Origin of the sequence: Halorussus salilacus (assembly GCF_024138125.1) — an archaeon.
GTDB lineage: Archaea > Halobacteriota > Halobacteria > Halobacteriales > Haladaptataceae > Halorussus > Halorussus salilacus.
The window spans coordinates 544,284-558,290 of the sequence record NZ_CP099993.1; the positions used below are offsets into that span (position 1 = coordinate 544,284).

General features: G+C 69.0%; 16 protein-coding genes. 14 read left to right on the plus strand and 2 right to left on the minus strand.

The window, feature by feature from the left end; translation table 11 throughout:
• Positions 1-229 precede the first annotated feature (229 nt).
• Complete coding sequence (locus NGM10_RS02770; protein ID WP_253481588.1) at positions 230-820, plus strand: plastocyanin/azurin family copper-binding protein; 591 nt, start codon at positions 230-232, stop codon at positions 818-820.
• 54 nt (positions 821-874) lie between these two features.
• Here the strand turns inward: NGM10_RS02770 and NGM10_RS02775 are convergent, their stop codons facing one another.
• A complete protein-coding gene (locus NGM10_RS02775) occupies positions 875-1,405 on the minus strand; it encodes a type II toxin-antitoxin system RatA family toxin (RefSeq protein WP_253481590.1) in 531 nt (176 codons plus the stop codon).
• Positions 1,406-1,969: 564 nt separating this feature from the next.
• Between NGM10_RS02775 and NGM10_RS02780 the strand changes: the two genes are divergently transcribed.
• Entirely contained in the window at positions 1,970-2,725 is a 756-nt protein-coding gene (locus NGM10_RS02780; RefSeq protein WP_253481592.1) for an NAD(P)-binding protein, read from the plus strand.
• Between the two features lie 104 nt (positions 2,726-2,829).
• Here the strand turns inward: NGM10_RS02780 and NGM10_RS02785 are convergent, their stop codons facing one another.
• On the minus strand, positions 2,830-3,222 hold the full coding sequence (locus NGM10_RS02785; protein ID WP_253481593.1) for a DUF7344 domain-containing protein: 393 nt from the start codon (positions 3,220-3,222) through the stop codon (positions 2,830-2,832).
• Between the two features lie 230 nt (positions 3,223-3,452).
• Here NGM10_RS02785 and coaBC point away from each other — a divergent pair, with 230 nt between their 5' ends.
• The 12 genes from coaBC to hpt all read left to right on the plus strand — a co-directional run bounded on the left by coaBC (position 3,453) and on the right by hpt (position 14,007).
• Positions 3,453-4,643 carry a bifunctional phosphopantothenoylcysteine decarboxylase/phosphopantothenate--cysteine ligase CoaBC gene (gene coaBC / locus NGM10_RS02790; protein ID WP_253481595.1) on the plus strand — a complete coding sequence of 397 codons (1,191 nt, stop codon included), beginning with the start codon at positions 3,453-3,455 and terminating at the stop codon, positions 4,641-4,643.
• A 145-nt stretch (positions 4,644-4,788) separates the two neighbouring features.
• Positions 4,789-5,838, plus strand: a complete 1,050-nt coding sequence (locus tag NGM10_RS02795) for a monovalent cation/H+ antiporter subunit E (protein WP_253481596.1) — start codon at positions 4,789-4,791, stop codon at positions 5,836-5,838.
• The gene (locus NGM10_RS02800; RefSeq protein ID WP_253481597.1) at positions 5,835-6,110 is read left to right on the plus strand and encodes a cation:proton antiporter; all 276 of its coding nucleotides are present in this window, start codon (positions 5,835-5,837) and stop codon (positions 6,108-6,110) included. Before NGM10_RS02795 ends, NGM10_RS02800 begins: the two co-directional genes overlap by 4 nt.
• Positions 6,107-6,496 (plus strand): monovalent cation/H(+) antiporter subunit G, encoded by a 390-nt coding sequence (mnhG, locus tag NGM10_RS02805; protein ID WP_253481598.1) that lies wholly within the window; start codon positions 6,107-6,109, stop codon positions 6,494-6,496. The genes NGM10_RS02800 and mnhG overlap by 4 nt, the downstream gene beginning before the upstream one ends.
• A complete protein-coding gene (locus NGM10_RS02810; protein WP_253481599.1) occupies positions 6,493-7,026 on the plus strand; it encodes a DUF4040 domain-containing protein in 534 nt (177 codons plus the stop codon). The genes mnhG and NGM10_RS02810 overlap by 4 nt, the downstream gene beginning before the upstream one ends.
• Positions 7,023-7,556, plus strand: a complete 534-nt coding sequence (locus NGM10_RS02815) for an MnhB domain-containing protein (protein WP_256504369.1) — start codon at positions 7,023-7,025, stop codon at positions 7,554-7,556. The genes NGM10_RS02810 and NGM10_RS02815 overlap by 4 nt, the downstream gene beginning before the upstream one ends.
• Positions 7,553-7,909, plus strand: coding sequence for a cation:proton antiporter subunit C (locus NGM10_RS02820; protein WP_253481600.1), 357 nt, complete (start codon positions 7,553-7,555; stop codon positions 7,907-7,909). Before NGM10_RS02815 ends, NGM10_RS02820 begins: the two co-directional genes overlap by 4 nt.
• Positions 7,902-9,308 carry a monovalent cation/H+ antiporter subunit D family protein gene (locus NGM10_RS02825; RefSeq protein ID WP_253481601.1) on the plus strand — a complete coding sequence of 469 codons (1,407 nt, stop codon included), beginning with the start codon at positions 7,902-7,904 and terminating at the stop codon, positions 9,306-9,308. Before NGM10_RS02820 ends, NGM10_RS02825 begins: the two co-directional genes overlap by 8 nt.
• Positions 9,269-9,463: a hypothetical protein gene (locus NGM10_RS02830; protein WP_253481602.1), complete on the plus strand. Its 195-nt coding sequence runs from the start codon at positions 9,269-9,271 to the stop codon at positions 9,461-9,463. Before NGM10_RS02825 ends, NGM10_RS02830 begins: the two co-directional genes overlap by 40 nt.
• A 3-nt stretch (positions 9,464-9,466) precedes the next feature.
• Positions 9,467-11,116, plus strand: a complete 1,650-nt coding sequence (locus NGM10_RS02835; protein ID WP_253481604.1) for a cation:proton antiporter — start codon at positions 9,467-9,469, stop codon at positions 11,114-11,116.
• Positions 11,116-12,867, plus strand: coding sequence for a Na(+)/H(+) antiporter subunit D (locus NGM10_RS02840; protein ID WP_253481607.1), 1,752 nt, complete (start codon positions 11,116-11,118; stop codon positions 12,865-12,867). Before NGM10_RS02835 ends, NGM10_RS02840 begins: the two co-directional genes overlap by 1 nt.
• 573 nt (positions 12,868-13,440) lie before the next feature.
• Positions 13,441-14,007, plus strand: a complete 567-nt coding sequence (gene hpt / locus NGM10_RS02845; protein WP_253481609.1) for a hypoxanthine/guanine phosphoribosyltransferase — start codon at positions 13,441-13,443, stop codon at positions 14,005-14,007.

Consider the following 14,007-nt stretch of genomic DNA (forward strand, 5'->3'; position numbering starts at 1 on the left):
CTTCGATTTTCGAACACGTATCGACTCCCGACCGTTCTACGGGCGCACGAGTGATTGTCCCGCGAGCGAAGGCTTTTGAGCAACCGTTTGCCAGCGGAGGCCCGCGCTCCGCGCGGGCCTCCGCTGGCAAACGGTTGCGGAGCGCGGCCCGGAGCGCAGGAAAAGGTTGCGGAGCGCGGGAAGAGGTCGTATCGAAAGTATAGAGTACCCGCCCGCGCTACCGTCAGGTATGACGAACACGGAACCGAGCGAGTCGGTCACGCGGCGCGGGTTCATGCGGACCGCCACCGGCGCGGCCGCGACCGCGGCCGCGGCGGGGACCGCGGCGGGCCAAGACAACGAATCCGAGGGCGACGGCGACGGCGGCGGTGGCGGCAGCACCGAAGAAGTCACCGTCGGCCCCGGTGGCGAACTCGTCTACGACCCCGCGGAACTCGAAATTACGCCCGGAACGACGGTCAAGTGGGTCTGGGACTCGGACAACCACAACGTGGTGGCCGAGAGCACGCCCGACGACTCCGACTGGGAAGGCACCGAGGGCGGCGACGACGAGACCTACGACACCGGCTACGAGTACGAGTACACCTTCGAGACCGAGGGCGACTACGCCTACTACTGCACCCCCCACCAGAGCGCCGGGATGGAAGCCACCATCACCGTCTCTGAGGACGCCGGAGGCGGCGGTGCGGCCGCCGGGCCCGCGGTCCCGAGCAGCGCCAAGACGCTCAGCATCGCCACCACCGCCGCGCTCGTGTTCACGCTCGGGCTGGCGTACTTCTTCATCAAGTTCGGCGGCGACTACGGCGAACTCGACGAGTAGCGGCGGAGTCCCGTTTTTCGCCGAGTCCGAATCCACACATCGACTCGGGCGTGTTCACACCGAGTCGGGCGTGTCGTGAAGCGTCAGTTCGACCGGGCGGTGCTCGCCTTCGAGGTCGGCGACGATGCGCTCGACCACGCGCTCGGCCTCCTCCAGCACGAGCGGTTCGACCTTCTTGACGACCCATCCGAGCGAGACCAGCCGCGGCAGGTCGAGCATGTCCGAACTCGCCGAGTCGGCGTCGAACCGGATGACGAGTCGGACCCGCGAGGCGGTCTCGCGGTCCTCGGGGGCCTCCTCGGGGACGTGGTCGACCAGCCACTGCCCGCGGGCGTCGAGGTCCTTGACCAGTCGCCAGTCGATACGCTCGGGCCGGTCGAGGTCGGTCACCGTCGACCGGACGGTGTAGTTCAGCTTCCACCACCGGAGGTGGATGTCGTACTCGGTTCCCGGGCCGCCGTCGCCGTGGCGCTCGACCCCGGTGAGGTGCTTCGAGTACCCGGCGTACCCCTCGAAGTCGGTGAGAAACTCGTAGGCCTCCTCGGGCGGCACGTAGACGACGGTGCTGACTTCGACGCTGTCCACGAACCGGGGTTCGGACGAGCGGAGCGTAAAAGTTCCGGCGACTGGGGGTGATTGGCGTCGTTCTGCTCGCCCTCGACCGAGAACCGAACGAAAATGTCGACCGGGAATGTATCGTTCGGCGCGCGCGTTGCTCGCGCGCGAGGTCTGCGTGAGCGGAGCGAACGCAGGCTCGTCAGAGCGACGCTCTGACGGTGGACGAGGACCGCAACGCAGTGAGGACCGCAGGAGGCTGGGGAGGACGAGGTGCGGTCCTCATAGGTGACGGGAGTAGCTAGCTCAGAAGCGTTCGAAACAGAATCTCGGACGCCGAGAAGCTAGCTACTCCCGGTACCGAGGAGAAACCGCACCGCGACCGCAGGCCACACGCCTCCCCAACCGACTGCGGTCCGCGACTGCTCGCTTCGCTCGCAGTCTGCGGTCCTCGTCCCTCGCGCATGAGGGCGCGACCTCGAACAGTGAGGTCGCGCCAGCGCGCGCCGGGTTGGCCGGGTCGGTCTGTCGTCACTCCGAGGGGTCCGACCCGAACCGCGAGATTTGTTACTCCCTGCGCGCGAACGCCCCACCATGGCAGACCGAGACGCTTACGACGTGGTGATCGTCGGCGGCGGGGTCGCGGGCCTGACCGCCGCGGTCTACACCGCCCGACACGACTTCCGGACGCTCGTCCTCGACGCGGGCGGGTCGCTGCTCCGGCGAAACGCCCATCTGGAGAACGTCCCCGGCTTCCCGGCGGGCGTCGACTCCCGGCTGTTCCTCGACATGCTCGCCGATCAGGCCGACCGCGCGGGCTGTGAGCGCCGGGAGGCCGAGGTGGTCGCGGTGAACCGGACCGACGCCGACGACGGTGCTGGCGACCGGTTCGCGGTCGAGACCGCCGGGGGCGACCGGTTCGAATCGGCGTCCGTCGTCGCGGCGACCAAGAACGAGACGGGCTACCTCGACGGCGTGGAGGGAGTGGAGTTCGTCGAGCGCGGCAAGACCTTCGTCGAGACCGACGAGCGCGGCCGGACCGGGGTCGGGGGCCTCTACGCCGCGGGCCGCCTCGCCGGGAAGCCCCACCAGACCGCGGTCGTCGCGGGCCACGGCGCGGAGGTCGCGGTGACCCTGCTGGAGGACGACGACCGGCCGTTCTACCACGACTGGGTCGCGCCCGACCGGTACTTCACCGGGCGCGGTCGGGACCTCCCGCCGGGCTGCGAGGAGATAGACGGGCAAGAGCGCGGTCGGCGCGAGGCCGAATCCCGGTCGGTCATGCGCGAGTACTTCGAGTCGCCCCACCCCGGCGAACCCGAACAGCACCCGAGCGTCGACGACGACTGACCCCGTTTCCGAAACGCGAGTCCATTGCCGTTCCGGATTCGGACCCCGGAACGAATCGACGACGCTCCCTTCGACCCGCCGGAACCTCGATGCGATGCCCGAATTCAGTCGGCGAAGCCGGGCGTGCGGGGCGACCCCGACTGCATCGAGTCCGAGTCGTCGGACCGCCGCAGGTAGGGTTCGAGGTCGGTCGCCGACTCGGTGAGGCGCACGATTCCCGTCGAGCGGTCGTACGCCACGACCCCCGCGTCGGCGAGTTTGGGGAGGTGGACGTGGACGAGGCTCGTCCGGACCTCGTCGGCGCTCGGACCGCCGGTCTCCTCGACGGACCCGCCGTCGCGTTGCCACGCGGCGATGCGCTCGGCGAGGTCGTCGACGGCCGCGCGGCCGTCGCGGCCGACCGCGTAGAGGACGCCGCGGCGGCGAGCGTTCGAGAGCAGGTCGAAGGCCGCACTCACTTCGGCAACGTTCTCGTCTGCGAGGGTGTGTTCCGTCATACACCCAGTCCCTGGTGGCCGGGGTATATCAAGCGGGGACTCGTTCCCGACGATTTCGAACCGGCCCTCCCGACCGTTGCAACTGTTTCAATGCTAGATTCTCAGTTTTTATACTGTATTGTTCGGGGCGGTGGGAGCCCGGAACGACTCGATACCGCGGAATCGGAGTCGGCCCGCGCGGCGAGTCGAACCCACACCCATTTAACGTATCAGGACCCGAACGTCGGGTAATGCTCGCGGGAGTCAACGTCGCGCTGGGCGTCACCGGTAGCATCGCCGCGGTGAAGGTGGTCGAGTTGGCCCACGAACTCCGGCGGCGCGGCGCGTCGGTCCGCGCGGTGACGACCGACAGCGCGCGTGGTATCGTCCACCCATGGGCGGTCGAGTTCGCCACCGACAATCCGGTCGTCACCGAGATAACCGGGGACGTAGAGCACGTCGAACTCTGCGGCCGGGACGGGTGGGCCGACGTGTTCCTCCTCGCCCCGGCGACCGCCAACACCGTCGGCAAGGTGGCGGCCGCGATAGACGACACGCCCGTGACCACCTGCGCGACGACCGCGCTCGGCGCGGGCGTCCCGGTCGTGGTCGCGCCCGCGATGCACGAACCCATGTACGACCACCCCGGCGTCCTCGACGCGATAGAGCGCGTCGAGTCGTGGGGCGTCGAGTTCGTCGACCCCCGAATCGAGGAGGGCAAGGCCAAGATCGCGACCGAGGACGCCATCGCGCTCGCAGTCGCGCGCGCCGCCACGCCCGACCCCCTCGCGGGCGAGCGCGTGGTCGTCACCAGCGGCGCGACCGGCGAACCGGTCGACCCCGTCCGGGTCCTCACGAACCGGTCGTCGGGCCGGACCGGCCGGGCGGTCGCCCGGGCCTGCCACGTCCTCGGTGCCGACGTGACGCTGGTCCACGGGTTCGTCGGCCCCCACGCGCTCGGACGGGGCGAGGCCGTCGGGGAGGTCGCCTACGCCGATCTCGTATCGGTCGAGACCGCCGAGGAGATGCTCGCGGCGGTCCGGCAGGCGACCGAGACGAGCGCCTCGGCGCTCGTCTCGGCCGCGGCCATCTCCGACTACACGGTCGAGGCCGAAGGGGAGAAGATACGCTCGGGCCGGGACCTCTCGCTCGACCTGTCGTCGACCCCGAAACTCATCGACGAGATTCGCGCCGACAGCGACATCCCCATCGTGGGGTTCAAGGCCGAGACCGGCGGCGACGACGCGGCGATGGTCGAGCGCGCCCGCGAGACGCTCCGGCGCGCCGACCTCTCGTTCGTGGTCGCCAACGACGCCGGAGTGATGGGCGACGACCGGACCCGCGCGCTGTTCGTCGACGAGTCGAGCGTTCGCGAACACGAGGGGACGAAGGCCGAACTGGGCCGGAAGGTCGCCGAGCGACTGGCCGAGGAACTGTCCTGAGGCCGCGCCGATTCGGCGGCGAACCGTGAGAAACCGAAGCAATCTTTAGACACTGGGCGCGCTTTTCAGGTAGGATATCAACGATGGTCGGACACCTACTGGCGTATCGTCGTCCCGAGAGCAACGCGCCGAGAGCAACGCGACAATGACGGGAGCGCGCATCCTGGTTCCGGTTCGCGATTCGTCCACGCTTCGCAACACGGTGGCGTACGCCGCCACCACCGCGGCCGAGTCCGACTCGGAGCCGCGTCCGACCATCCACTTCGTCTATCCCGTGAGCCAGCGAATCACCCCCGGCCAACGCCCCGCGGATGCCGAGGAACTCCTCGGCCGCGTCGAGGCGTGGATCGAGGAGGACCTCGCGGAGTACGACGCCGACGTCGGCGTCGAGACCGGCTTCGTCGCCGAGGGCGAGTACCTGTTCAATCCCCGCGACTACGCAGACGTGCTCGGTCGGTACGCCCGCGAGAACGCCATCGAGACGGTCGTCCTCGACCCCGAGTTCAATCCGCTGGGGATGACACCCCTCCTTCCTCCGCTGGAGACCGAACTCGAACGGGCGGGCCTCGACGCCGAGGTCGCGCCGGTCGACCGGCCGACGCGGCGGTTCCCCATCGTCCGGCGCGCCAGCCTCGGCCAGTTCGTGGTGCTGTTCGGCTGGGCGTTCGGGTTCTACCTCGTCATCGCGGGGTCGCTCGCGCCGTTCGAACTCGCGACCGGGGCCATCTCCGGCCTCGTGGTCGCGGGCCTGCTGTGGCGCATCTCGCTGAGCGGGTTCGCCAACGTGGGTCGGCTGGTCGGCCGACTCGTCCGGATGGGGCTGTACGCGCCCCTTCTGGTGTGGGAGATCGCGAAGGCGAACGTCCAGATCGCCTACGTCGTGCTCCACCCCGACCTCCCCATCGACCCCGAGGTCGTGGAGTTCGACGCCGCGGTCTGGTCGGAGCTACCGGTGACGACGCTGGCCAACAGCATCACCCTCACGCCGGGGACGCTCACCGTCGACGTGAACCGACAGAAATTCACGGTTCACGCGCTGACGACCGATTCGCGTGAGGACCTCCTCGACGGGGGGCTCGAACGGGCGGTCCGGTTCGTCTTCTACGGCCGGTCGGCGGCCGACATCCCGAGTCCGGCCGAGCGCGCCGGGGACTCGAACGACACCGAGACCACAACGGAGAGTGACACAACGTGACATTCATCAGCGACGTGTTGTTGACCGCGGCCGCCGCCTTCGTCCTCATCTCGCTCGTGGTCGTGTACCGACTCGTCCGCGGGCCGACGATGCAGGACCGGGTCATCGCGGTCAACGTCATCGGTTCGAACATCGTGGTGACCATCGCGCTGGTCGCGGGCGCGTACCGCGACGTCGGCGCGCTCGACATCGCCATCGTCTACGCCCTGCTGAACTTCCTGATGAGCATCGCCATCTCGAAGTTCACCGTCGAGCGGGGTGGTGTGCTGTGACGCCCCGTGAGATAGCCGTCCTCGTGCTGGCGGCGGGCGGCGTGTTCTTCGCCGTCGTCGCCGCGGTGGGCATCGTTCGGCTCCCCGACCTCTACACCCGGTCGCACAGCGCCTCGAAGAGCGACACCCTCGCGGCCGGACTCTCGCTGGCCGCGGTGGCGGTGACGTTCGGACTCGACGTCTCGACCGTCAAGGCGGTACTCCTGCTTTTGTTCATGTTCATCACGAATCCGACCGCCGCCCACGCCATCGCGCGGGCGGCCGCCGAGGAGGGCATCGAGCCGTGGACCAGAGACGGGGCCGACAGCGGGTCGGCCGACGGAACGGGGTCCGGGCCGACCGACGGAACGGGGTCCGGGCCGACCGAGAGGGAGGTCGAGGAATGAGTCCCCTCGAACTCACCCTGCTGGGGTTCGTGCTCGCGACCGCGCTCGCCACCGCGGTGCTCCGGGACGTGCTCGGCTCCATCATCGCGTTCGCCGCCTACAGCCTCGGCATGGCGGTCATCTGGGTCGTGCTCCGCGCGCCCGACGTCGGCCTCACCGAGGCCGCCGTCGGCGCTGGCGTGACCACGGTCCTGTTCCTGTTGACCATCGCCAAGACCGTCCGGCCGTCGGGCCAGCGGACCATCGAGCGCCTCGACCTCCCCGCGCTCGGGGTCGCGCTCGCGCTGGTCGGCGTGCTCGCGACCACGCTCGGGGCGCTCCCGCCGGTCGGCGGCGCGGAGACCCCGGTCGCGACCTCCGAGGTGACCGCCTACTACCTCGACAACGCCTACGAGGAGGCGGGCGTCAAGAACGCCGTCACCGCGGTGCTGGCGGCCTACCGTGGGTTCGACACCCTCGGGGAGGCGGTCGTGGTGTACGCCGCGGGCGTCGGTATCTTGGTCGTGCTTCGAAAGGAGGTGTTCGCGTGAGCGAGACGCCCCCGGACGAGGAGGCCGACGCCGCGCGTGACCCGGAGGCCGAGGCCCCCGAGGCCGTCTCGAACGGAGCGGAGCCCCGCCCCTACGTCGAGAGCCCCATCATCATGGCGACCGTCCGGGTCGTCGCGCCCTTCGTGTTCACGTTCGGGCTGTTCATCATGTTCCACGGCGCGGACTCGTCGGGCGGCGGCTTCCAGGGCGGGGTCATCGTCGGCACCGTCATCCTGATGCTGGGCATCGCGTTCGGCATCGAGCCGACCCGCGAGTGGGTCGACCCGGAGACCGTCATGGTGATAATCGGCCTCGGAACGCTCGGCTTCGTGGCTGTCGGGGTCGGCACGGTGGCGCTCGGCGGGGCGTTCCTCGACTACCCCGTGTTCGGCGACGCGTTCGGCATCCCCCACCCGAGCAAGTACGGCATCGAGCTGGTCGAACTCCTCATCGGCGTCATCGTCTCCGGCATCATCACCGGCCTGTTCTTCGCCATCGCGGCCGGGATGCAGGGAGGTGAGACGGCGTGATCGACCTGCTCGCGTCGCGGTACTACTACCTCGTGACGTTCGTGCTGCTGGGGGTCGGCACTTACATGATGATCGGCAACCGCAACCTCGTGAAGAAGGTCATCGGGATGAACGTGTTCCAGACGGGCATCTTCCTGTTCTTCATCGCGGCGGCCTACCTCGACGGCGCGAACCCGCCCGTGCTGACGGCCGACGCGCCCCACGTCAGTCCCCTCCCCCACGTCCTCATCCTGACCGCCATCGTGGTCGGGGTGAGCCTCACCGCGGTCGCGCTGGGGCTCATCGTGCGAATCCACTCCGAGTACGGCACGCTCGACGCCGATGTCCTCTGGGAGGTGCGCCACGATGACTGACCTCGTCCCCATCGCGGTCGCCGTCCCGATAATCGGCTCGGTGGTCGCGCTACTGGCGGGACTGGTCCGCTCGGAGACGGGGTGGCCGGTCGCGCTCGCGGCGTCGGTCGCGCAGGTCGGACTCGCGGTCGAACTCGCCCGACGCGCGTTCGTCGAGGGAACCATCCGGTACGTCGTCGGCGGGTTCGAGGTGCCCTACGGCATCGAACTCGTGATAGACGGCCTCTCGGCGTCGGTGCTCGTCCTCGTGGCGGTCGTCGCGCTCGGGGTGCTGAGCTACGCCCGGGCCGCGGGACCGCGCTCGAACGCGTTCTACGCCGCGTACCTCCTGCTGGTCGCGGGGCTGTCGGGGATGACCATCACCGGCGACCTGTTCAACATGTACGTCTTCCTCGAAATCACGGGGCTGGCGGCGTACGTGCTGGTCGCCAGCGACGACGGCGGTCGGTCGGCGGTCGCGGCGCTCCGGTACCTCCTCATCGGGACGGTGGGCGCGTCGCTGTTCCTGCTGGGCATCGGCTACCTCTACATCGGGACCGGGACGCTCAACATGGCCGACCTCGCCGGACTGCTCGCCGAGGACGTGGGCCACGCCTCGACGCTCGCGCGGGCGGCGTTCGCGTTCGTCGTCGTCGGCCTGTTCATCAAGGTCGCGGTGTTCCCGCTTCACACCTGGCAACCCGAGGCGTACGCCGCCTCGCCCGACTCGGTGTCGGGGCTCATCTCGGCGCTGGTCTCGACCGTCTCGGCCTACGCGCTGATTCGCGTGGTCTACACGGTGTTCACCGCCGACTTCCTCGCGGCGAACCCCTTCGCCCGGGACCTGCTCGCGGCCGCGGCGATGGTGAGCATCGTCGCCGGAAGCGTGCTGGCGGTCGCTCAGACAGAGGTCAAGCGCATGCTGGCCTACTCGTCGGTCGCCCAGTTCGGCCTCGTGGTCGCGGGGGCATCGCTCGCCAACGAGACCGCGATGGTCGGCGCGGCGGTCCACCTCGTCGGCCACGCCGTCGTGAAGGGCGGACTGTTCCTCGCGGCCGGAGCGGTCGCGACCGCCACCGGTGCGCGCACGGTCGCCGAGTACGACGGTCTCGCCGACCGCCTGCCGGTCGGCGCGACCGCGCTGGGCGTCCTCGCGCTGACGATGGTGGGCATCCCGCCGACCGTCGGCTTCGTCGGCAAGTGGTACATCGCGCTGGGCGCAGTCGAGTCCGGGGCGTGGGTGCTGACCGCGGTCATCGTCGCCAGCACCCTGCTGACGCTGGCGTACTTCGCCCGACTCGTCGAGCGGATGTTCTTCCGCGAGGCGTCGGTCTCCTCGCCGACCGGCGAGGAGACCGACGCCCGCCCGGAGGGGCCGACGTGGTCGCCGACGGCGACACGGCCGCCGAGACCGACGTGACGGCCACCGACGGCGGGCCGCTCGCCCCCGGCGGCGTCTCGCTCGGGATGTACGCGGTCGTCGTCGCCGCCGCGTTGCTTGGCGTCGCGCTCGGCGCGGCCGCCTTCGAGTACGCACAGCTCATCGAATCGACCGTGACCGCCCTCCTCTCGTGAACAATGACTGAGATAGATTCTCTCCGACCGGTCGCCGCGGTGGTGGTCTCGCTCGTCGCAATCGCACCCATCTTCGCCTCCCGCGGGCGTCCGAACGTCCGGGAGGCGTGGACCATGCTGGCGGCCGTGGGGACGTTCGGGGTCGTCGCGAGCATGGTCCCGGGCGTGCTCGCGGGCGACACCTACGTCACCGACTTCGGGACGTTCGTCCCCGAGGTCTCGTTCGCGCTCCGGGCCGACCCGCTCGGAGTCCTGTTCGCCCTGCTGGCGAGCACGCTGTGGATCGTGACCAGCCTCTACAGCATCGGCTACATGCGCGGGCTCGCCGAGCACGGCCAGACGCGGTACTTCGCGGCGTTCGCGGGGAGCGTGGCGTCGGCGGTCGGCGTGGCGTTCGCCTCGAACCTCGTCGTCCTGTACGTCTTCTACGAGCTGCTGACGGTCGCGACCTACCCGCTGGTCGCCCACGACGAGACCGACGAGGCCCGCGCCGCCGGGCGCAAGTACCTCGCGTACACCTTCGGCGGTGGGGTCGCGGTGCTGGCCGGGATGCTGCTCGTGTTCCTGCTGACCGGCACGGTCGACTTCTCGGCGGGCGGCATCGCGGCGCTCGCTGAGGCCGACCCCGCGATGGCTCGGGCGGCGTTCGCCCTTCTGGTCGCCGGGTTCGGCGTGAAGGCCGCGCTGATGCCGATGCACTCGTGGCTGCCCGACGCGATGGTCGCGCCGACGCCGGTCTCGGGACTGCTCCACGCGGTCGCGGTCGTCAAGTCCGGCGTGTTCGGCATCGCCCGCGTGGTGCTCGACGTGTTCGGGCCCGACCTCGTCGGCGACCTCGGGATGGGGCTTCCGCTCGCGGCTGTCGCCGCCTTCACGCTGCTCGTCGCGAGCGTCATCGCGCTCCGACAGGACAACTTGAAGCGCAGGCTGGCGTTCTCGACGGTGAGCCAGCTCTCGTACATCGTGCTGGGACTGGCGATACTCCACCCGATGGCGCTGGCCGGAGGACTCCTCCACATCCCCGCCCACGCGTTCATGAAGCTCACGCTGTTCTTCTGCGCGGGGGCCATCCACGTCGAGACTCACACCGACGACATCTCCGACATGGCGGGCATCGGAAAGCGGATGCCCCTCACGATGGGCGCGTTCGGGGTCGCGGCGGCCGGGATGGCGGGCATCCCGGTCGTGGCCGGGTTCGTGAGCAAGTACTACCTGCTCATCGGTAGCGCGTCGGCCGGGCAGGTCGCGTTCACGCTCGCACTGCTGGTCTCGGGCGTGCTCAACATCGCGTACTTCTGGCCCGTGGTCTACACCGCCTTCTTCGAGTCGCGGGGCGACGAGGACGAAAAGCCCCTGCTCGAAGGGGCCCTCGGCGGTCGGTTCGGCGGAGGCGGCGACGACTACGCGACCGACGGCGGTCACGACGACCACGACGGGAGCGACGACCACGCCGAACACGCCGACCACGGACACCGCCACACCGGCCCGTGGGAGCGCCGTGCGCCCACCGGCGCGGAGTCGACGTGGTTCATGCTGTTCCCCATCCTCTTCGCGGCGGCGGGGTCGGTCGTGCTCGGGGTCGTCCCCGACGCGGTCGCGTTCCTCGACATCGTTCGTCTCGTCGTTAGCGGCGCGACGGGGGTGAGCGTCTGATGGACCCGATAGTTCCGCCGTTCGTGCCCGTCCTGCTGGCGGCGCTCGTGCTACCGTTCGTCGGGCGACGAGTCGGCCACGCGCTGGGCGTCCTCGCCACCGCGGCGGTCGTCCCCTACGTCTGGCTGGTTCCCGAGGGCACCCACCTCCCGGCGGAGCTGTTCGGCTTCCCGGTGGTGCTGTTCAATATGGACGCCTTCTCGCAACTGATGGGGCTCATCTTCGGGTTCATCGGCGCGGCTGCGGTGCTGTACTCGTACGCGAGCGACGCCGAGAACGTCCAGACCGCGTTCGCGCTGAGCTACGTCGCCAGCAGTCTCGGCGCGGTGTTCGGCGGCGACTGGCTCTCGCTGCTGTTCTTCTGGGAGCTGATGGCGGTCACCTCGACCCTGCTGGTGTGGCACCACGGCGGCCGCGCGGTCCGGGCGGGCTTCCGGTACGCCCTGCTCCACGGCGTCGGCGGGACGCTCCTGATGGCCGCCATCGTCTGGCACTACGTCGAGACCGGCACCTTCCTGTTCACGGACGAGGGCATCGTCGCCGGGTTCCCGCAACTGCTGGCAGCCATCGGCATCGGCGTCAACGTCGGGTTCGTGGGCCTCCACGCGTGGCTTCCCGACACCTACCCGCGCCCCCACATCGCCGCGAGCGTGTTCCTCTGCGTCTACACCACAAAGACCGGCGTGTACGGCATGTACCGGGCGTTCCCCGACGGCGAACTCGCCATCGCCTACATGGGCGGCATCATGGCCGTGTTCGGCGCGACGTACGCCCTGTTCCAGAACGACATGCGCCGCCTGCTGTCGTACCACATCCAGTCGCAGGTCGGCTACATGGTGGCTGGGGTCGGCATCGGGACGGCACTGGGTCAGGCCGGTGCGATGGCCCACGTCTTCAACCACATCCTCTACAAGGGCCTGCTGTTCATGACCGCGGGGGTCGTCATCTACCGGACCGGCAAGGAGAGCCTGAAGAAGCTTGGCGGGCTCGGCCGCGAGATGCCGGTCACGGCCGCCGCGTTCACCGTCGCGGCGCTCTCAATCGCGGGGTTCCCCGGGTTCAACGGCTTCGTCAGCAAGGGCATCGTCATCTCCGCGAGCCACTACACCTTCGAGAAGGGACCGCTCGCCGTCGGCGACTTCTACACCCTCGAACTGTTGCTCCTCATCGGGGGCGTCGGCACCTTCCTCTCGTTCATCAAGTTCGGCTACTACGCGTTCCTCCACGGCGAGTACGACGGAAGCGTCGAGGACGCCAACCGCGGCCAGACCGTCGGGATGGTCCTCGTGGCCGCGCTCTGTGTCTTCTACGGCATCTTCGACGGCGCGCTGTTCGCCATCCTGCCCTTCGACGTGACCACCGAGGCGGTCGTCTCACACGAGTACGTCACCTACACGGTGGGCCACGTCGTCGAGGGGCTGGCGCTGGCGGCCATCGCGCTCGTCGGGTTCGTCCTCATCAAAAAGCCCCTCGCGAAGTACGGCGGGGCGGTCCCGGACGTAGACGCCGTCTACAACCCCGCGGCGTTCTACGGCACCCGGTCGCTCGTGGTCGGCGTGACCGAACTCTACGCCGCGGTCGACCGCCTCGCGGTCGCCGCGGCGCGGGCCGCGACCGTTGGCGTCGCCCGCCTCGGTCGCGGTGCCGTCGAGGTGGTCGGCGGCCGGGAGATCGAGGTCAGGACCGACATCCGCGGGGGCGTCCTGCTCGTGGTGGCCGCGCTCGTGGTCGCGCTGGCCGTGGTGCTGTAAACCCCCGCGATAGACTGCATCACCCTATTTTATCGGCCGTCGAGACGACCCGGAGTGTCGCCCGATTCACGTTCCACCGGGCGCTCGCCCAACGAATCATCCGCTGGAAATCGGCCGGTGACACAATCCACCGAGAAACGCCCGGTGACACAATCCACCGAGAAACGCCCGGTGACACAATCCACGGGGTGGGACTGAAAGGGGCCGCCCGGTCGCGGGCCGCAGGCCCGTGGTCGTCTCTGCGGGCCACTATTTCCGCGCCGGTGCTGTGCGTTGCGGGGGAGGCGCGGAAATATCCCGCAGAGCGACCGCGAGCGGGCGGGGGCTTTCGGGGTGTTCGCGGTTTTGGAAGCTGTCGTGGGTAGCGAGCGGGCGGGGGCTTTCGGGGTGTTCTCGGTTTTGGAAGTCGTCGTTGATAGCGAGCGGGCGGGGGCTTTCGAGGAGGAATTCATGGTGACTGCTCCCCGGGCACGTCGCGAGCAGACGATGACTTTCGCAGTCCGAACCACGCTACACCATACCGAGTACGGACCGAGACCGTCACCTTTTATTGGCACGTCGAGTACCCCCAACATGGATAAGCTGAGGCAGTCTCTGCTCGACGCGCCGATCATCGAGAAAGACGGCTATCACTACTTCGTCCACCCCATCAGCGACGGGATTCCGATGCTCGAACCCGCCCTGTTGCGGGAGATCGTCATCCGCATCATCCGGAAGGCCGAACTGGAGGACGTCGACAAGATCGTCACCCCCGCGGCGATGGGCATCCACATCTCCACGGCGGTGTCGCTGATGACCGACATCCCCCTCGTGGTCATCCGCAAGCGCGAGTACGGACTGGAGGGCGAGGTCGCGCTCTCCCAGCAGACCGGCTACTCCGAGAACGAGATGTACGTCAACAACGTCAACGAGGGCGACCGCGTGCTCCTGCTCGACGACGTGCTCAGCACCGGCGGGACGATGAAGGCCATCACCGAGGCGCTCGAACACATCGGGGCCGACGTGGCCGACGTGCTCGCGGTCATCAAGAAGGAGGGGCCGAACGAACTCGACGACACCGACTACGACGTGAAGACGCTCATCAACGTGGACGTGCAGGACGGCGAGGTCGTCATCGTCGACGAGGACGGCGACGGATAA